General features: G+C 47.8%; 17 protein-coding genes. 9 read left to right on the plus strand and 8 right to left on the minus strand.

The window, feature by feature from the left end; translation table 11 throughout:
- The first annotated feature begins 4 nt into the window (after window positions 1-4).
- On the plus strand, window positions 5-1,240 hold the full coding sequence (locus C161_RS12915; protein ID WP_036670630.1) for a multidrug effflux MFS transporter: 1,236 nt from the start codon (window positions 5-7) through the stop codon (window positions 1,238-1,240).
- A gap of 137 nt (window positions 1,241-1,377) precedes the next feature.
- Here the strand turns inward: C161_RS12915 and C161_RS12920 are convergent, their stop codons facing one another.
- The gene (locus tag C161_RS12920; protein WP_036670632.1) at window positions 1,378-2,028 is read right to left on the minus strand and encodes a hypothetical protein; all 651 of its coding nucleotides are present in this window, start codon (window positions 2,026-2,028) and stop codon (window positions 1,378-1,380) included.
- Between the two features lie 233 nt (window positions 2,029-2,261).
- Between C161_RS12920 and C161_RS12925 the strand changes: the two genes are divergently transcribed.
- From C161_RS12925 to C161_RS12950, 6 genes are all read left to right on the plus strand, one after another.
- The gene (locus C161_RS12925) at window positions 2,262-3,260 is read left to right on the plus strand and encodes an ABC transporter substrate-binding protein (RefSeq protein ID WP_084650154.1); all 999 of its coding nucleotides are present in this window, start codon (window positions 2,262-2,264) and stop codon (window positions 3,258-3,260) included.
- Between the two features lie 168 nt (window positions 3,261-3,428).
- Complete coding sequence (locus C161_RS12930; protein ID WP_036670635.1) at window positions 3,429-4,049, plus strand: flavin reductase family protein; 621 nt, start codon at window positions 3,429-3,431, stop codon at window positions 4,047-4,049.
- A 233-nt stretch (window positions 4,050-4,282) separates the two neighbouring features.
- Window positions 4,283-5,437, plus strand: coding sequence for a type III polyketide synthase (locus tag C161_RS12935; RefSeq protein WP_036670636.1), 1,155 nt, complete (start codon window positions 4,283-4,285; stop codon window positions 5,435-5,437).
- Window positions 5,438-5,545: 108 nt separating this feature from the next.
- Window positions 5,546-7,792, plus strand: a complete 2,247-nt coding sequence (locus tag C161_RS12940; protein ID WP_036670637.1) for an MMPL family transporter — start codon at window positions 5,546-5,548, stop codon at window positions 7,790-7,792.
- Window positions 7,793-7,983: 191 nt separating this feature from the next.
- Complete coding sequence (locus C161_RS12945; protein WP_036670638.1) at window positions 7,984-9,003, plus strand: dienelactone hydrolase family protein; 1,020 nt, start codon at window positions 7,984-7,986, stop codon at window positions 9,001-9,003.
- A gap of 51 nt (window positions 9,004-9,054) precedes the next feature.
- Window positions 9,055-10,227: a rhamnogalacturonan acetylesterase gene (locus C161_RS12950; protein ID WP_156946111.1), complete on the plus strand. Its 1,173-nt coding sequence runs from the start codon at window positions 9,055-9,057 to the stop codon at window positions 10,225-10,227.
- Window positions 10,228-10,361: 134 nt separating this feature from the next.
- Here C161_RS12950 and mnhG read toward each other — a convergent pair whose 3' ends face one another.
- From mnhG to C161_RS12980, 6 genes are read right to left on the minus strand one after another with little or no spacing between them, the layout of a single operon-like run.
- A complete protein-coding gene (gene mnhG, locus C161_RS12955; RefSeq protein ID WP_017688856.1) occupies window positions 10,362-10,754 on the minus strand; it encodes a monovalent cation/H(+) antiporter subunit G in 393 nt (130 codons plus the stop codon).
- On the minus strand, window positions 10,738-11,022 hold the full coding sequence (locus tag C161_RS12960) for a Na(+)/H(+) antiporter subunit F1 (protein WP_017688855.1): 285 nt from the start codon (window positions 11,020-11,022) through the stop codon (window positions 10,738-10,740). The genes mnhG and C161_RS12960 overlap by 17 nt, the downstream gene beginning before the upstream one ends.
- A complete protein-coding gene (locus C161_RS12965; protein ID WP_036608718.1) occupies window positions 11,022-11,498 on the minus strand; it encodes a Na+/H+ antiporter subunit E in 477 nt (158 codons plus the stop codon). Before C161_RS12965 ends, C161_RS12960 begins: the two co-directional genes overlap by 1 nt.
- Before the next feature lie 6 nt (window positions 11,499-11,504).
- A complete protein-coding gene (locus C161_RS12970) occupies window positions 11,505-12,983 on the minus strand; it encodes a Na+/H+ antiporter subunit D (RefSeq protein WP_036670641.1) in 1,479 nt (492 codons plus the stop codon).
- The gene (locus tag C161_RS12975; RefSeq protein WP_036670645.1) at window positions 12,976-13,314 is read right to left on the minus strand and encodes a Na(+)/H(+) antiporter subunit C; all 339 of its coding nucleotides are present in this window, start codon (window positions 13,312-13,314) and stop codon (window positions 12,976-12,978) included. Before C161_RS12975 ends, C161_RS12970 begins: the two co-directional genes overlap by 8 nt.
- 1 nt (window position 13,315) lies before the next feature.
- A complete protein-coding gene (locus C161_RS12980; RefSeq protein ID WP_036671065.1) occupies window positions 13,316-16,270 on the minus strand; it encodes a Na+/H+ antiporter subunit A in 2,955 nt (984 codons plus the stop codon).
- Window positions 16,271-16,731: 461 nt separating this feature from the next.
- On the opposite strand from C161_RS12980, the gene C161_RS12985 reads away from it, so the two are divergent.
- Window positions 16,732-18,372: a sensor domain-containing diguanylate cyclase gene (locus C161_RS12985; RefSeq protein WP_036608713.1), complete on the plus strand. Its 1,641-nt coding sequence runs from the start codon at window positions 16,732-16,734 to the stop codon at window positions 18,370-18,372.
- 71 nt (window positions 18,373-18,443) lie between these two features.
- Window positions 18,444-18,965, plus strand: coding sequence for a hypothetical protein (locus C161_RS12990; RefSeq protein WP_036608711.1), 522 nt, complete (start codon window positions 18,444-18,446; stop codon window positions 18,963-18,965).
- 103 nt (window positions 18,966-19,068) lie between these two features.
- Here C161_RS12990 and C161_RS12995 read toward each other — a convergent pair whose 3' ends face one another.
- Window positions 19,069-20,208: a GGDEF domain-containing protein gene (locus C161_RS12995; RefSeq protein ID WP_047842681.1), complete on the minus strand. Its 1,140-nt coding sequence runs from the start codon at window positions 20,206-20,208 to the stop codon at window positions 19,069-19,071.
- Window positions 20,209-20,258 lie beyond the last annotated feature (50 nt).

The following is a 20,258-nucleotide window of genomic DNA, read 5'->3' on the forward strand; positions in this document are numbered from 1 at the left end:
TTTGATGAAAAGTACACCAGCCTCATTGAACACAAACTCCACATCTCGTGTACGGATGGCTTTAATTCTGGGGACATTGTCGGCCTTCGGGCCGTTGTCCCTGGATATGTATTTACCCGCATTGCCCACGCTGGCTGATGAGTTTGGTTCATCTACATCGTATGCTCAACTCAGTCTGACGGCGTGTATGATTGGACTTGCGGTTGGACAGTTGCTTGCCGGACCTCTAAGTGATGTACGTGGTCGGCGAACACCGCTCATTGCAGGGCTTGTGCTCTATACGATCGCCTCCATACTTTGCCTGGTTAGCCCGACGATGGGCTCTTTTGTTGTGCTGCGGTTCATTCAAGGTGTAGCTGGAGCGGCAGGGATTGTCATCTCGCGCGCAATCGTCAGAGACGTATATTCGGGCCCGGAACTGACACGGTTCTTCTCTCTGTTAATGCTGATAAACGGCGTAGCCCCGATTGCTGCACCAATCATTGGTGGACAATTGTTGACATATACATCGTGGCGCGGCGTATTTATTTTGCTCAGCCTTATCGGTATACTGACGCTGTTGGCTGTCATTTTCGGTCTTGGAGAGACATTGCCTTCCAATCGCAGATCAAGCGGAGGATTGAAGCAGACATTACTTACGTTTCGCCAAATCGCGGGGGATCGTCAGTTTATGGGTTATGCGTTAACCCAAGGATTTGTAGCTGCTGGCATGTTTGCGTACATATCAGGTTCACCGTTTGTGCTTCAGAAAATATACGGGGTATCCCCGCAAATGTTCAGTGTATGCTTCGCCATTAACGGGTTAGGCATTATTCTGGCCAGTCAGATTGCCGGCAGACTTGCAGGAAAGGTATCAGAGACTCGCCTGTTAATCGCGGGGCTGCTAACCGCGGCGCTCGGAGGAACTTCATTGCTCATCGCCATTCTGGCTGGAGGTAATCTAATCTCTGTACTGATTCCGCTATTTTTGGTGGTATCCAGTGTTGGGTTGGTCAATACCGCGTCCTTCGCTTTGGCGATGGCCAATCAGGAGAAATCGGCTGGCAGTGCGTCTGCGCTTATTGGTGTGATGACGTTCCTGTTCGGTGGTATTGTCGCTCCCCTCGTAGGTCTCGGAGGAGAAGGAACAGCTGTGCCAATGGGAATCGTTATCGCGTGTGCTGATCTCGGTGCCTTGGTGATTTACTTCCTAATGGTCAGTAGAGGCGGGAAGCGCCAGAACGATCAAGTGTTGAGTTAAATGTACTGATTCTGTACACCTTGCGTTTATGGAGTCTTAGTAATGTAAAGGTACATCTGGATAAAAGGACGAAAAAGAGCCTCACTTGGAAGGAATTATGCTTCCAAGTGGGGCTCTTGCTGTAGGTAAGGACAGGTTTAGCAGAGCGCAAACAAAATCTGTGTATTGGACAGTATACCTGGCGTGAGGAATGGATAGAAGTACCCCACCACAAAACCAAACAGATTAATTGCAGGCCACATCAGGTAGACATCATTGTATGTGAAGACAAGGGACCACCGGTTATAGCAAAAGTTGGGCAGCGCACGTTCTTCGTTCTCTCGAGGTGCCGCTGCACCAGTCTGTGCAAATTGAACCGCTTGAGTGAGGCTTTGCGGCTGTTGCTGGAGGAAGAGCGGAAGCAGACCCGGGCTGCTTTTGATCAGGTTATACAAAAAAAGCATTTCTGCCGGAGGCTGACCTACCGGACGAGGATAGGCACTAAGTAGGGTGGGCAGGTTGCCTTGAGTCAGTTGCGCAGGTACGCCCGGTGCTGTACCCGGAATTGTACCTGGAATGCCTCCAGGGATATATGGACCGGGTCCTCCGCCTGGAATGTATGGAGGATAGGCGCCTTGACCGCCAGGGATACCAGGAAACGTCGGACCACCCGGTGTGCCGCCACCGCCACCTCCTGGGAACAGGGGAGGCAATTGAAAGGAACGGTCTTCTCCATAACTTAGATAAGGGTTATATTCGTAATACATGTACAGAACATCCTTCCTGTCGTCGTATTCTGCATTCAGCATATGGCGGCATCCGCCTATATGTGAATGCCGTCAAGAAGATTTTATATGATCGCCTCGCCACATAATCGAATTGACAACTGAACTGATAACAATTATCATTGTCAATGGAATCGGACAAATGTACATACGGATATTATATGTATCAATAATAGTTTCAATATTTTTGAACATTGAAATCTGTCACAATAACGCCGAATAAGGTTTTTATAATGAATTGAAAGGGGATATATCAAGTGTTTAAGAGAAATAAAAAGATGATCATGCTTCTAATGACGGTGATGGTTATGTCCATCTGGTTGGTCGCGTGTGGAACAAAAACGGCAGAGAATGGAGCAGCAGGAGAGAGCGAGACAACAACGGAGACAGAGACACAAACAGAAGCCGCTACAGAGCGCACATTAACAGATGCAATGGGACACGAAGTAACAATTCCCGCAAATCCGGAGCGCATCATCGCGTCTTATCTGGAAGACCATCTTGTTACACTCGGTGTTAAGCCAGCAGCACAATGGGCCATCAACAACGGCAGTGGTTTGCAGGATTATCTGCAAACCGATCTGAATGGTATACCTGGTATTGCAAGTGATCTACCTTTTGAAGCCATGGCCAGTTTCTCACCAGACCTGATTATTATGGGTTCTGAAAGTACAGTTGAAGGGGAGAAATACGAACAGTACAACAAAATTGCCCCTACTTATGTACTCGGAGATGAGGTCAACAAGGACTCGCGTCAGGCTCTGCTCAAGATCGGCGAGCTTCTGAACAAATCGGATGTAGCGCAGAAGGCGCTTGACGATTATGATGCCAAGGCAAAGGAAATCAAAGAAAAAGTAACTGCTGTTACTGGAGGAACAAAGTCGGCCGCAGCGTTGTGGTTGTTCAATAACAAGTTTTATGTTGTAAGCAACAATGTTTCCAGTGGTGAAGTGATGTACAACGAACTTGGACTTGCAGAGCCTAATGTTGTGAAGGAAGCATCTGCGAAGGCAACGGGTAACTGGTCTGAGATTTCATTGGAGAAGATCGCGGAAATGGACACAGACTATCTATTCCTGGTGAACAGTGACAAGGGAGCAGGCTCAGAAGCGCTGAAAGATGCCGTATGGCAGAGCATTCCTGCTGTAAAGACAGGTAATGTCTTTGAATTCACCCGGTCCAGTAGCTGGTTGTACAGCGGAGTTCAAGCGAACCTTCAAATTATGGAAGACATTCAGAACAGCATCGTTAAATAAGAAATAGCCAATACGAAATGGCATGTTCAAACTCCTTGGTGCAGTGGGCACCAGGGAGTTTTTTTTGTTAATTTAGCATTTTACGATATATAATAAATATGAGTGTGTTATCGTGTCCTGAAGTGAAATTGACACTTGTTACACGAGCATGGAAGGGGATATTTACATATGTATACATTGGATCCACGTGAAATAACGGGAAGAGACAACTATAAACTGATGAGTGGTTCGGTGGTACCACGCCCAATTGCTTTTGTGACGACACTTTCAGATAAGAATGGTGTAATTAATGCAGCGCCTTTTAGTTTCTTTAATGTGGTTAGTTCGGACCCACCGCTGTTATCCATATCTATTGCACGTAAAGACGGTATCATGAAAGATACTGCACGTAATGTGATTGCTCATCAAGAACTGGTCGTGCATATCTGTGATGAAGCAATCATAACAGAAGTGAATGAGACAGCAGCCATACTGGAACCCCACGAAAGTGAGCTTGAGCGGACAAAACTGACTACAGTGCCAAGTACCAAGGTTGCTGTGCCAGGAATTCAGGAAGCACTCATTCGGATGGAGTGTGAGCTGTATCAACACATTCCGATCACGAATGATGAGGGCAAACCAGTGAGTGACCTGCTGCTGGTACGCATTGTACAGTATCATTTCAGCGAACAAGTCTACAATCCGGACAAGGGCTATATCCTGATGGATCATTTGAAACCAGTCAGCCGACTGGCGGGTAATGATTATGCCAAGCTTGGGGAGAGATTCACGATAATTCGGCCTGAATAGTTCTGACAGATCGAATATGTAATATAGGAACGGGTTTAATCCGGTATCAAAGGCGGACAGCACGTGCGAAACTCGCATAAGTTGTCCGCCTTTGCTTGTTAATATGAACATAAACAGGACAGGTAGTGAATAGACTTGTACTATATCCTGCACACATGTCATATGAACCTATTTTATATATAGGTTGTTTAAAAAGCCTACTTTTGAACACGTACTATAAGGGGGTTAAGCCGATGAACCAGCTTGAGGCAAATACTGGGGCAAGTATTATGGGAATAGGAACGGCGTGGCCTGCCCACCGTATTGAGCAAAAGGATGTGTCTGCCCGTCTCGCGCAAGCGCTGGAACATGAGCCAGATGCGAGAAGGTGGGCCAAACGAATCTTTAATCAGTGCGGTGTAGAGACTCGGTATACGTGTGAACCGAATCTGCTTGAGCCTGTTGATTCTTGCCGATATTTACCCTTTACCAATGCGGACGAGGTTCCGACTACATCCGAGCGTATGGGCAAATACAAAGCTGCTGCTGTTCCACTTGGTCTCGAGGCGGCCGGACAGGCCATTCAGGATGCAGACGTAACCTCCTCGGAAATTACACATCTCATTACGGTGAGTTGCACGGGGCAATTCCTGCCCGGACTTGATGTTCGGCTGATCCAACAGCTTGAAATGTCACCGCAGATCAACCGGATTCCACTGGTGTTTCAAGGATGTGCAGCCGGTCTGAAGGCGATCCAACTGGCGAATTCCATTGTAACGACAGATCAGAAGGCTACAGTTCTCATCGTGTGTGTGGAACTATGTACACTTCACTTTCAGCCATCTGCCAAACGGGACGACCTATATGCAGCATCATTCTTCGGAGACGGCGCCTCTGCCTGTGTTATTGGTGCGTCTGGAACAGACCGCAATGAATGTTTTCGACTAGGCCGAGGGCACTCAACGCTGCTCCCGGATTGTGCAGAAGAAATGATCTGGGAAGTGGGCAATACAGGCTTTGATCTCTACCTGTCACCACAGATTCCGAAGCTGCTTGGTTTGCATCTCGGTCCAGAGGTAGAACGGTTGCTGGAGGGGAGCGGTTTACCGGAAATATGGGCGATCCATCCGGGAGGCAGAGGCATCGTGGATGCCGTTCAGAAGCTGTATCAGTTGACAGATGAGCAGGTCTCCTACAGCCGAAACATCCTGCGGGATTATGGCAACCTGTCGTCCGTGACGATTCTTTTTGTTCTTCAAGCCATCCGTGAGGATTACAGACAGAAGGAAGAGCATTCCAGTGGGATAGCGCTGGCCTTTGGCCCGGGACTGACGGCAGAGTTACTTCCTTTTACATACATCCCTGCCCCCATTGCGAACAGAACACCTGTGAATCATGGCATTCAATAGTTCGCGAACCCGAGTGAAGGAGATATACACCGTAAGTGTATGAATGTGCTTATGATCTTACCGATGAACATAATCGAATGACTAATCTGATCGCAGAGGAGCTTAGGTATGGGTTATCGCAGACTTGCTGCCTTCATCAGCCGATATCCGCGGTTCATTATTCTCTGCTGGGTATTTATCATCGGGATGTCAGCGGTCTGGGCATGGAAGTTACCTGACATTGTTCAAGATCACGGATTAAAACGGGTTCACGGGGATGCGCAAGCGGTTGAACTTGTTCTGGAGGATGAATTCGGATCTCCTGCTGATCCGGTTATTCTGGTGTTTGAGAAAAAGGAAAATACCTCGCCGTTACAGTTCCGGCAGTGGATCAAGGATCGTTTGACACAGGTTCAAGTGTTGCCTGCGGTAACCTCTATCACGTCCCCTCTGGATGTTAGCGAAAGGGTGACGCTGCAAAACCAAAGGGCCTATGCCTTTGTGAAAATGGATGTGCCCGCGCATCAGATGGGTCCCCCACTGGAGCAGTTGCGCGCCGTGCTGGCAACAGACGGTCCAGGTACGGTGCAATTGACGGGAAAGGCAGTCGTCCAGCAGGATGTCAATAATCTGAGCTTTCGTGATCTGGAACGGGCAGAGATGGTGGGCCTGCCGATTGCCCTGATCGTTTTGTGTTTTGCATTCAGGGGGCTATATGCTGCATTGATTGCTGTCATGATGGGGATCAGTGCTGTGATTACCGCCATGGGAGTCACGACACTCCTTGGTTATCATCTGGAATTGTCTAACTTTATCATTAATGTGATTCCCATGGTGGGTATGGCACTGAGTATAGACTTTGCCCTGATCATCCTGAGCAGGTACAGGGAAGAAGTTCAGCGGGCCTATGAAGATGAAGGCAAAGCTAACGTTACGGGCAGTAGCCTGGATATGCAGAGCGAGGTTTTGCGGAGCGAGATTCTTCAGCGAACATTGCGTACAGCAGGCAGAGCAGTGTTGTTCTCGGCAGCGTGCGTGCTCCTTGGGCTGATGGGTCTGCTCTGGATCAGACTGCCGATGTTTCTGAGTGTCTCCTTGGGGGCCATTATTGTTCTGCTCCTATCGCTACTTTTAAATGTTACGCTGCTGCCAGCTCTGCTGTCACTGTCTGCGGGTCGGGTCTTCAGGCGAAAGTTAGTCCATTGGTTACCCAGAAGCTCGATCTGGCATAGATGGTCTGCAATGGTCATGAAACGCCCAGTCAGTATGACCATTGGAGGTACGGTTGTGCTGCTCCTGTGTGTATATCCAGTGACCCGGCTGGAACTGTCCGTCCCGGATGCTTCTTCACTGCCAGAGAGAATGGAGTCCCGCCAGGCAGCAGAGCAGTTGCAACATGATTTGGGGCAAAAGAATACCTCTACCATCGAGATGGTGATTGGCGGACAGCAGGAACTGTTGACTGCCTCTCACTGGCAGATGGCCCACAACAAAGCCCATCAACTACTGCAGGACTCAGAAGTATTGAGCATTGTTTCACCATGGGGCCTATTACAGCCGAATCAAAATGACTCGCAGAGCCTTTTACAAATTCCACCGTCGGCGCTCACTCCTTCCATAGAAGGCAAGGAGTCAATAAGGGCGGCATGGCTGCATTCAACGGTCTCTGACCATTCCATACGTTTGATAGCCACCGTGCACGGGGAACCTGGTTCGGAACAGGTTGCAGATTGGCTTGAACGAATGAGGAATAGCGATCATGCACCAGGTTCCAACAACGTAAAACTACGTTATGGCGGGGAAGCTGCCAAGCAGTATGAAATAATGCAAGAAGTCACAAGTCAACTGCCCAAAGTGCTGGTATTTGTAGTGGTCACCAATTATCTTGTGTTACTGGCGGCATTCCGATCGATGCTCATTCCAATCAAGGCAATTGTGATGAATCTGCTCAGCTTAGCCGCTTCATTTGGCATATTGGTGTGGGTGTTCAATGAAGGACATCTAGGTATGGAGCCGTCAGCCATTGCCATTATGATTCCTGTATTCATTGCAGGATTGGTGTTTGGCATATCCATGGATTATGGTGTGTTTATGCTGAGCCGTATTCAGGAAGTGTATAGACGAACCGGAGACAGCGATGTGGCTGTCCAACAGGGATTGGCTTCTACAGGTCGTCTGGTCACCTCCGCAGCGGCCATTCTGCTTGCGGTGACTGTGCCGTTTGCTTTTGCTGAAGTCGCAGGTGTGAGGCAGTTAGGGATCGGAATCACGGCAGCGGTGTTGATTGACGTTACATTAATCCGTCTAATACTGGTACCTGCATTGATGAAATTAATGGGCAGGTGGAACTGGTGGCTGCCAGGTCAGATGAAATGAAGGGTATTTCCGTAACCTGTCTTCAGGTTGGAGATATCCTTTTTTTGGCTAGAAATCATGTGATTCCATTCAAAACAGGCAAACATGTTCAATTCATGGGTGACATAGATGTTCTATAATGGATGGAATTAATTCCATATAACAGTCTTTTATCTACGTTATCCTATGAAAAACAGGAGGGACACAGGCCCATGTCTGATATTGAAGCCTATCTACAACAACAAACGAATCTTCGTGGTCGTTCCGCGTATCATCCAGATCAACCCCTGGAGTTATGGCGCAGTCAGTTACGTACACGTGTGAAAGAACGGCTGGGCGGTTTTCCCACGATGGCGGCCGCACTGAATCCTGTCTTACTGGAGCGCATTACATGTGACGGATATATTCGGGAGCGGATTGAAATCACGACCTATGCAGGACTTCGCATGCCAGTGTATTTATTAATTCCGGGTGATGGAAGCATTACCGAAAACAAGAGACCTGCTATCGTTGCTTGTCATGGGCATGGCTACGGTAGCCGAGAGATATCGGGTATGGAACCGGATGGGTCACTACGGACAGGCGAGCCCGGATTACACAAGGACTTTGCAGTAGCTCTTGTGAAGCGTGGTTATGTGGTTGCGGCTCCAGAGTTGCTCGGATTTGGTGATCGAAGACTGGAAGAGGACCGCGATGCGCCACCAGGGGTAAGCTCCTGTACGAAGATTGCTGCGCATCTGCTCATGGTGGGGAAGACCCTCGCCGGTCATAGGGTGTATGAAACAACACGTGTATTGGATTATGTATCGACTCGGCCAGAAGTGGATTCGGAGCGAATTGGAAGCATGGGTATCTCGGGCGGTGGGCTGGTGACCGCATTTACAGCCGCGTTGGATGAACGGTTCAGGGCAACTGTGGTAAGCGGTTATGCAAATACATTCCAGGGCAGCATATTGGATCGGAACCATTGTCTGGACAACTATGTGCCAGGTATCCTGCGTGAAGCGGAGTTGCCGGATCTCATCGGCCTGATTGTGCCTAGGCCACTTTTTATTGAAGCTGGAAGTGATGATCAGGTGTTCCCAATCCATGCAGCGAGAGAGGCGTATGCCCGTTTGACACACATATATGAGCAGGCGGGAGCAGCAGAATCACTGGATGCGGATTTCTTTACCGGTGGACATGAGATTAGCGGAGCGAAGGCTTATGACTGGCTTGATCAAGTTCTGTGAAGCTGTGGATCTTCAACTAATATAATTCTGATTCGAGAGGAGAAATTAGTGATGAAATGGTCAATATCGGTAAAGCTACTGCTCTGTTTTGTTCTGTTTGCAAGTACAACGGGCATCGGTTTGGGAAGCAGTGGAGGGCAAGTCGCCGAAGCGGCAACGGACAATTACAGATTTGATTTTGGTTCGGGTGGTGTTGAGAGCGGTTACACAGGCGTGTCCGCAGGAGATGCCTATACGCCTACGAAAGGTTATGGCTTCAACACACCTACCAATATGAGAAATGTGCCTGCCTCAGGAAGCGGGGTTAAGAGTGACGCTGTGCAGTTTCTGACTTACGGCACCAAGAGCACCAATACCTTCAATGTGAATCTGTCCAATGGCCTATATGAAGTTAAAGTGGTCCTGGGCAATACTGCCAGAGCGAGTGTGGCTGCAGAAGGTGTCTACCAGATCATTAATATGACGGGCAACGGGGCAACGGACCAGTTTCAAATTCCGGTGACTGACGGGCAATTAAACCTGCTGGTTACAGAAGGAAAGGCAGGCACCGCCTTCACACTTAGTGCACTCGAAATCCGGAAGTTATCCAATCAGACCGTTACCAACCGCACAATCTACATTGGTGGTGACTCAACAGTTTGTAATTACTATCCGCTGGGTAGCAGTGTACAAGGAGGTTGGGGACAGTTGTTTCCGTCCTATGTGAACAATTCCACCTTCCAGGTTCGAAATATGGCGTCAAGTGGTCAATTTGCGAGAGGTTTCCGCGATGATGGTCAGATGGAAGCGATTCTGAAGTATATCAAGCCGGGAGATTATTTTATTTTGCAATTCGGAATTAACGATACCAATGCCAAGAACAATACAACGGAGGCGCAGTTCAAAGAGATTATGCGGGATATGGTACGTAAGGCGAAGAACAAAGGAGCAACGGTTATCCTCTCCACGCCTCAGGGCCGGGCAACAGATTTTAATACAGCCAATGTGCATCAAGCGGAGAACCGCTGGTACAATCAATCCACACGTGCACTCGCTCAGGAAGAGGGAGTCACCCTGGTTGAACTGAATAAGTTAAGTTCTGCTTATTTCACGTCCATTGGTCCTGCGGCAACACTTGCTCTGTATATGACAGGGGATAGTCTGCATCCGAATCGTCAAGGGGCTGCGGAGCTTGCACGTATTGTGGCTGCGGACCTGAGAAGACAGGGACTGAATGGATTCTGACTTTACTACTTAATCAGTCTGCATAATCAGTGCTTGATATGATCCGTGTATGCAAAATAAACAAATATCCCCGGGAACATGCCGCGAAACGGGCGGCTGATCCTCGGGGGTATTTGTTATGCCTAGACTGGGGATTACTCCATCATATCCTTGGCTTCATGGTTCACTTTTTTTCCTTTTAACAAGGGTTCCAGTTCATCTTGCACGCTCTGCTCCCACAGTGGTACATCTGTGCGATAGGCGGCCCGTCCGTTCAGATGTCCGGCGACCGGAGCCGTGATGAATACAAACAGGATACCTAACAACAAGCGGGCACTGATATAGTTATCGAAATACCAGAAGTAGAAAAATGTAGCGCTTAATACACAGAACACTCCAAGTGTCATACTTTTGGTTGCGGCATGGGCACGTAGATATACATCAGGCAGACGAATAAGTCCGAATGCACTGAGTGCACTGAGTAGTGCACCGAGCAGTACGAGTAGACCTATAGCGGTTTCAGCGGCTACTTTAACGATCTCCATCATTTTTGAATACCGCCCCCCGTTCAATATAACGTGCAAATGCCACTGTACTTAGAAAAGCCAAAATGCCAATCAGCAAGATAATATCCAGATAGGCTTGGGTTTGCAGCATCATCGACAGAACGGCAACGATGGCAATCACATTGATACCGATGGTATCCAGTGCCGTGATCCGGTCAGCCATGGATGGTCCCCGAAGCACCCTGTACAAGCAACCCAGAATGGCTAAGGAGAGAATGAGCAATGAGATGAACAACAGTGAGGATAACATTAACGCGTCACCTCCATAATTGCTTTTTCGAATGTATTTTGGATATCATCTCTCATTTTCTGTTCATCCTTGATATCCAGTGCGTGAATAAACAGTTTGCGTTGATTACCCGAAATTTCAAGCGGCAGAGAACCTGGTGTCAATGAGATGAGTAAGCAGAGCAGAGTAACTTCCCAATCCGAGGACAATTGAGTTTTATACGTAAAAATACCGGGCCTTATATCGAGCTTAGGCTTGATAATCTGGCGTATAACCTCAATACTGGCTCGCACCAGTTCCTTGAATAGCAGAGTAATCAGTTTGAAGATGGCCCAGACGCGCACAATATAGAAGCGCTGGGGGAAGAATCTGCGCATCCCCCCGATGAGAAGCAGTCCGAGCAGGTAACCTATGAGAAAACCAACACCATTCCAGGCGTTGTTCAGAAACATCCATACAAAAGCAATGATAAGATTCAGTACAATCTGAAAGGCCATAGACATCTACTCCTTCAATACGGCATCAATATAAATATTGGGATGCAGTAGAATATCGCCTGCGCGGGAGGTCAATTGGAACATGCCTTCAGCCCCCACACCCATTACGATGATGAATACAAACAGAATTCCGGCAGGAATCAGAAGGCCGTTCACCGCGTAAGGGCGTCTTGTAACCCCGGCAGGCGGTTCGCCCCAGAACGCTTGTATGAAGATGCGCAGTACCGAATATAACATCAACAAACTCGAAAGCACCGCAATGCCGGTAAGACCATACAAGCCTGCCTGCAAGCCTCCTTCAAAGAGAAGCAACTTCCCTGGAAATCCACTAAATGGCGGCAAACCTGCCAAGGCAAGTGCGCTAATGAAGAACATCCAGCCGAGCAGCGGATAGCGATGGATCAGGCCTCCCATGTTGTCGAGTTTGGATGTTCCGGCAACAGCGATCAAGGCGCCGCCGAGCAGGAAGAGCAATGTTTTGATCAACATATCATGCAGCATATAGAAGAGCAGACCTTCCAGTGCAGGGCGACTGGCCGAGGCCATACCAAAAGCAACAAAACCCACACCTGCGACCACGTTGTAGATGAGAATCTTGTTCACATCGCGGTATGAGATCGCACCGATGACACCAAGGACCATTGTTGCACCAGCCATCCATCCGATCAGTGCATGGAAGAAATCAGGATCATGATAGAAGATCAGTGTGAATGTTCGCACAATCGCGTACAAGCCAACCTTGGTCAGCAATCCTGCGAACAATGCAGTGACGACAGCAGGTGGTGCCGCATAAGAGCCCGACAGCCAGAAGAACAGGAACAGACCGGCCTTGATGCTAAATACGATCAGAAAGAGAACAGCAATTAAGGTAATGACTCCGCTCTGTCCCACTTCAGCAATTTTGACGGACAAATCTGCCATGTTCAGTGTGCCAGTAATGGAGTAGAGGAAGCCGATGGAAGCGACAAAAAGAGCTGAAGAAACGATGTTAATCAAGACATATTTGATCGTTTCCCGAAGCTGTCTTTCGGTACCTCCCAATACGATCAGTGCATAGGAAGAGATGAGCATCAGTTCAAAGCTGACAAACAAATTGAACAGATCTCCGGTTAGGAATGAACCGTTAACTCCCGCGATTAGAAAATGAAAGAACGGATAGAAGTGGTGCTCTTCCCTCTCCTTGTTCACACTGCGAAACGCATACAGCAGACACGCCAGTGCAATGATGGAAGCGGCAACGACAAGTAGCGCCGATACCATGTCCGCAACAAGCACAATACCATAGGGAGGTGCCCATCCACCCATATTAAGCGTTAGAACTCCAGTCTGAGCTACCCGCGTAATGAGTATCGTTGAGACCGCTGCTGTGAACAAAAGTCCAATGACACTAATGATCCGCTGGATATTTGTTTTCCGGAAAAACAGCAGAGCCAGAACACCTGTAATCAAAGGCAACAGAATCGGCAGAACGACGAGATTATTCATATGGACGCCCCCTTACTTCTTCCATATCGTCTGTTTTTAACTTCAGATAAGAACGATAGGAGAGAACAAAGAAGAACGCAGTGAGGCCAAAATTAATAACAATCGAAGTTAGTATCAGAGCCTGAGGAAGTGGATCGACATAACGTTCAGCCATCTCCCCAAGCAGTGGTGGTGCCCCAGTTTTGAGACGTGACATGGTGATCAAGAGCAGATGCACGCCATGGGTTAGTATGGACATGCCAAGTACGATACGGAGCAGGCTCCGCGACAAGATTAAAAAGACGGCAACCGCAAACAGAATGCCAACGGCTACACACATCAATATTTCCATATCAGCGATCCTCCCCGATCTGTAGAATGATGGTCATGGTGACACCCAGGACAGCGAGATACACGCCAAGATCAAACAGCATGGCTGTAGCGAGTTCTGTCTCTCCCAGCAAAGGAAGTTCGAAATAGCCGAAGGTTTGACTTAGGAACGGGACTCCGAATATAAATGAACCCGCACCCGTGAGTAAAGCTATACCCAATCCGATTCCTGTTAGCATACGGAAGTCAACCGGTAACGCTTTGCGTATCGTATCTGTACTGAATGCCAGGGCAATCAATACGAGCGCTGCCGCTGTGACCAAGCCGCCGATGAAACCTCCGCCCGGATTGTGGTGACCTGCAAAGAAGAGGTGCATGGCAAACGTCAGTATGATGAACACAACAACCTTGGTGGTCGTTTGCAGCAATACATCATTACTCTGCAAAGGGACAGTATCCCACGAGGATGAGCTGCGTTCCCGGTTACCATACTTTTTCGTATTGTCCGCTTCATCATCTAGAGCAGGTTCGGAATCCTGACTCTCGTCCTTCTTACGGAACTTCAAGCGGGCTCCAAGATCTTTTGCTTCGAGGTTCAGATTAATCATGGAGTAGATGGATAACGAAGCAACGCCAAGCACCATAATTTCCAATAACGTATCGAAGCCACGGAAATCTACCAGCAACACGTTCACGACATTTTTACCACCAGCCGAGTCATACGCTTCCTGAAGGAAGAAGGTAGAAATGCTGTCCAGTGATGCTGTTCCGCTTGCCGCTAGTGCAACAAAAGTCATCACGATTCCGACTGCAATCGCTACGATCATATTTACCGTGAGATAACTGCGGCTTGATTTGCCACGTTGAAGCTCAGGCAGATGGTAGAAGCAGAGCAGGAACAATGCAACCGATACCGTCTCAACAATCATCTGTGTCAACGCCAGATCTGGCGCCCGGAAGAGTACAAACAGTAGGGTTACGAGGTAACCAACCGCTCCGGTCATAATGACTGCTGACAGTCTGTTCTTGGCAAAAGGAATCGAAACTGCAGCACCGATGAGCGTGACTAGCAGTACCACCTCATAGAATGAGTAAGGTGCATTGCCCTGCAGATTCCAGCTAATATTTTCTCCTGAACGGAAGAAGGCATAGACCAGCAACGCGACCGTGAATGAGAAAATGTAAACGAGATAATTACGAACCGAGCCATTCATATAGGCTTCCGTCCATTTGCGTGCATAATGCTGAAGATTATCCAGCACGACGTGGTACATATTGTTAATTGTTAATCCTTGTGGATAATGCTCATAAATATTCCTCCATCGTGGCAACAGCTTGTAGAGAGTGATTCCGAGAATCACGACTCCGATTGTCATAATCAGTTCCGGAGTCCATCCGTGCCATAGGGAGAAATGTACATCGAAGCGCTCATTTCCATTCAAGAGGGATGGAAGCACAGCGGCCATTGCCGGTTCAATCAGTGATCCGGCCAGCAGATTCGGGAAGAGTCCGAATACAATGACAAGAACACCTAGAACAACAGGCGGAATGAGCATGCCAGCTGGCGCTTCGTGCAACTTCTCGGCAGGGATCTCGCTTTGGCTACGACCGAGGAATGTTTTGAACACGATAATTAGCGCATAGATCAGGGTAAACACACTTGCAAGCCAAGCGAATACCGGCAATAGAACACTCCAGGACCCAAGTCCAAAGATTCGCAGATGCGTGACTTCCACCATCGCCTGGAAGAATAACTCCTTGCTCAGGAATCCGTTGAAGGGCGGAATACCCGCCATGGCAAGTGAGCCGATCAATGCCACGGTGAATGTGATTGGCATGAATGAAGCAAGTCCACCGAGCTTCCGTATGTCACGTGTACCCGTTTCATGATCAACAATCCCTACGACCATGAACAGAGCGGCCTTGAAGGTTGCATGATTAAACAGGTGAAGTAGCGCAGCGGTTATTGCCACAGTGTACATCGCAGAGGATTCGCCATATCCGAAGTAGAGAGCAGCAGATCCAACCCCTAAGAGGGACATGATCAGACCAAGTTGAGAGATGGTCGAATAGGCAAGAATCGCTTTGAGATCGTTTTTTTTCACCGCCAGGAATGATCCATAACACAAAGTCAGAAGACCAACGCCAGTAACGAGCCAGAACCAGAGTCCCTGTCCACCGAAGATTGGTGTAAACCGTGCGACAACGTACAGTCCGGCCTTGACCATGGTGGCTGAGTGAAGATAGGCACTAACAGGTGTCGGAGCTTCCATGGCATCCGGCAACCAGATATGGAACGGGAACTGAGCTGACTTGGTGAAAGCTCCAATCAGGATCAAGATAAGTGCGGGTAGAAATAGTGCGCTTTCCTGAAACTGACCCAATCCTGTAATGGTTGCACGAATACTGAATGTTCCTGTAATGAGATACATCATCATGAATCCGGTAAGCATGGCGAAACCGCCAAATACCGTAATCAGGAATGATTTTTGTGCTCCTGAAGTCGAGGCTTTACGTTTGTAATGGAATGCAATCAACAGGAATGACGTAATACTGGTCAATTCCCAGAATCCGTAGAGCACGATCATATTATCAGACAGTACCACGCCCAACATGGCTCCCATGAACATCAACAGATACAGGTAGAAACGGTTCAGCGCTTCTTTCATATCCATGTAGAAGATGGAGTAGAGAACAACGAGGACACCGATTCCGGTGATCAGCAGTGTCAACATGAGGCTCAGACCGTCCAGATACAGATTGAATCCAATGTCCAGTGAAGGGATCCACGGGATATTTCCGGATACGGTATTGCGCTGTGACACAGCGGGTATGAGACTCGCAAAGTATACAAATAATAGTGCCGGGACAAGGAGAACCGGCCATCCCAAATGTAATTTACGGAAGAAACGATGCAGCATGGCAAGAAGAATGCCAGCGGCAAAAGGCAGAATAACAGCAACATGAAGCAGGCTCAACATTACACCCCCAATGTTTTTTATTTCGATTACTCTCTCTGTGACATACAGGCGCATGATCCTTTGAAGAATATGCTTGCTCTCTATATTCATAACCCAAGTATGTATATACAGAATCGTGTCTATTCTTTGAATGGAAGAAACACGGTGAAGATTTCAGTATAATATTGTATGGGTATGTATAATAAAAAAACACACAAGTTCCGATAAATATGAAAACGATTAGGGCGTGTCTGAAACTCCGAAGAAGCAGATTTTGCCGAATTTTCGTTCCAAGCCAGGAAGTTTTCCGCAGGCGTGCCGGGGCACGTCAAGGGAAAGTGACGCAGCAGGGGGCGAAAAGGCGGTAAAAGATGCACTTCAGCGAGTTTTGAGACACGTCCGAGGTGACATTCCGTGTACTCTTTACAGCATAGTTATGTTGAGAAGCAAGATGGTTTCACCGTGTAATGGAGGAAGTAATGTCATTCAAAATTAGAACTGTGCTTACAGTCATCTTTGCTGTGTTATCCTTGCTGGTTACCCTGACGATTGGGTCTATTTTCAGCCAAAAGTCATTTGTTGCTGTAGAGACTGAGATTGGTCACTCGCTTACAGGCACGGCCTCACAGGCTTCGGACAAGCTGGATCGATTCATGTCGGCTCGCGCGGGTGAACTGGACCTGCTGGGCCGAATGGCTTCGTTGGAAGATGAATTCCAACCTGATGAGATTCAGATGCTGCTGGATCAGTTACAAGATAGCTTTCCCTCATTCTCATGGGTTGGATTCATGGACCCGAAGGGAAAAGTGTTAGCTGCTACGGATGGTATCTTGCTTGGGGAAAATTTATCAGAGCGACCTGTGTATCAGGAGGGAATCAAGGGTAAATTCATTGGAGATGTGCATAATGCAGTCCTTCTTGCCAAGCTGCTTCCGAATCCAACGGGAGAGCCGTTGCAATTTGTCGATATCAGTTTTCCGCTGAAGGATAGCAAAGGAATGATTCAAGGTGTGCTCGCTGCACATTTAAGCTGGGAATGGGCGAAGGAAGTCGAGGAATCCGTACTTGCCCCATTGAAAAGGGAAGAAAAGGACATTGAATTTTTTATCGTTAGCAAAAAGGAACATACAGTGCTGCTCGGGCCGAAGGAATGGATCGGTAAACCGTTAGTATTGCCTGGCATTGAAGAGGCCCAGCTCAACAAGAGCAGTTGGTCCATTGAAAAGTGGCCTGACGGTAATGAATATGTGACAGGGTTTGCCTACAGCCAGGGTCATCTGGATTTTCCCGGATTAGGCTGGACCGTAGTCATTCGTCAAGTCAAGTCATCTGCTTTTGCGTCTGTGTTTGACCTAATGTGGTTTAATGTGTGGTCTGGACTCGCCGTTACCGTGCTGTTTGCACTGATTGGCTGGGTTGTCTCACGTCTGATCTCTGCCCCGCTTGTGCGTCTTACCAGAGTAGCCAATCGACTGCGTGCAGGGGAAGAGCTTGAGATTCCTGCGATTAAGGGGATTAAGGAGATTGAAGTGTTGTCCCGTTCACTTCGGGATATGCTGACCTCTCTTATGAATAAAAACTCAGAGCTGGTCGTGATGCAGAATCTGGCGCATTTTGATCAGTTGACTAGACTGCCAAATCGCACTGCCCTAGAAGTGTATCTGGAGGAGTCTCTGGAGACCGAAAGTGAAAATCACACGCTGACTTTTCTCTATCTGGATCTCGATGGATTCAAACGGGTCAACGATACACTTGGACATCAGACTGGAGATGTACTGTTACAGAAAGTGGCCCAGCGACTGTCTGCTCTTGGTCAGGTGAAGGGGATAACAGTCCGATTGGGCGGAGATGAATTCCTGATTGTACTTCAGTCTGTTGGAAGTCATCCGAGGGAAGAAGCCATGGCTTATGCAGAAGCCATCATTCAAAGCTTGAACAAGCCGTTTATTATCGAATACGAGCGAATTCGAATTGGATGTAGCATCGGAGGTGCCGAATATCCAACCAACAGCGACAACCCAAGTGAGATTATTCGGATGGCGGACGAAGCTTTGTATGAGTCCAAACGTGCAGGCAAGAACAGAATGACATTTTATTCCGAGTTGAAGCAAGATCGTTAGCGTATAATAACATGAGCTGGGTTATCCCAATCACCTTTGTGCGAATGTGCGTATAAACAAGGAGGGGTGAAATGTCTGGAAAATATACATCTGTACCTTATGGTTATGAGCCACCGGCGGCCAGCCGCAAAGGCACACTGACTTTTTATGACTCGTTTGAACATGTGACGGATGAGCAACTCGAGCGCGCCGCTGCAACGGTAGATACCCGTTCATTCATACAGCTTGTGTTGTATCCTTTACACGAGAGCACGTTTAAACGAATGAGCAAGGATTCGATACAGGCATATTACAAAAGAGAAGACCGCCTGCATGATTGGCGGCGGGAACATCCAACTTCGCGTATACGTGTGGAGGGGCTTGAGGGCAAGAGAAAGAAATATACACCTGTGGATAGCGCGCTGCGCCATATCACTGCGGAATATCCAGCCCCTCACTTTCTGTATTTGACGATAGAGATGGCGAATATGTTTGCTTCATTTGATTCCTTCAAGGATTGGATCAAAGAGCTGCGTCTCATCATTGATGGATCGTCCGAATACCTGCATCCGATGCTGGAGCAAAATCGTCATCGCTGGGAATGGGCGGAATGAGAACATAGATGTATGAAAAAGATCGGCCTGCTGATCATATTCAGACCCAAAAAAAGTTGTGTTGTACAAACCGGAATTCCGGTGTACAGCACAACTTTTTTATTTATATTTTCTCTGCCAAGGATGAAGTCAGATCAAGTGATGTTACGGTTTTATTTTTACCTGTTCGTTTGGCGGCATACAGACAGGCATCCACTTCCTCGAACAATTTGTCTTTGGTTAGATTAGGGCTGTAGCTTTTGAGACCGATACTCACCGTGATGGAAGCTCCTTCAAGTTCCAGATGGCCCATCAGGGCAATCTTCTGACGAATCTGTTCCACCAAGGCATAAGCCTGCTTGAAAGATTGCTCAAACATCAATAAGGCGAACTCTTCGCCCCCGTACCGTGCTGCAATATCACTTGAGGTAATGGTTTCCTGAATGATCAGGGACACTTTCTCCAGAATAATGTCTCCAACCCGATGACCATACGTATCATTAATGGATTTGAAGTCATCAATATCGATCAGGGCCAGATGCAGACTCATGCCACTGTTGGCATACTCAAATGCTTTTTCATAATAATCCTTGAATGAACTTTGATTATAAAGGTTGGTTAAACCGTCTGTTTTGGACTGTTTGGTCATAATGGCATTTCGCACAATAAGGTCCTGCTTGGCAAGCATGCTGGCCTGAAGATCATCGAGCACCTCAACGCCGCTGGTTACGATAACCTGTGCTACATATGTACCTAGGATTAGAAAAGCAGGAATGGATACCATGTCAAATGAAGACAGGTACAACCGGTAGGCCGGATCGAACAAAACCAGAAAGTAACCAGTCATCTGCATCAGAAAGACAATCCAGACTCTTTTTTTACTGAAGAACAGCACCGAAGCAAAGATGGGCAACAGACAGATTGCTAATATAATCCGAATGTCATAATTGACATGAATAATCGTCCACGCGATAACCGTGCTGGCTATAGACATGGTGTAAAAGGAATATGAACTGAAGCGCCGATCAACCCAGCTTGCGAACAAAATGCATGAACTACTGACGGCCGTAGGCCAGAAGAGGACATTCATCAAGAAATCTGTAGGTGTGCGATCGTACTCCAGAAACAGGAAACAGCCAATCTGAATGGCGAAATGTGCAATCGTAACAACCCAGTAGGCATGAAGCATTTTTTGAATCCATTTGGAATGTTTGAACTCGTACTCTGTTGGAATGTGACTATTGTGCGTATGGAAACCTTTCATATATCACCGCTGACTGCATCATAATGGTACGACAGAATTACTCTCGTATA

The organism is Paenibacillus sp. FSL R5-192 (assembly GCF_000517845.1).
GTDB classification, from domain to species: domain Bacteria; phylum Bacillota; class Bacilli; order Paenibacillales; family Paenibacillaceae; genus Paenibacillus; species Paenibacillus amylolyticus.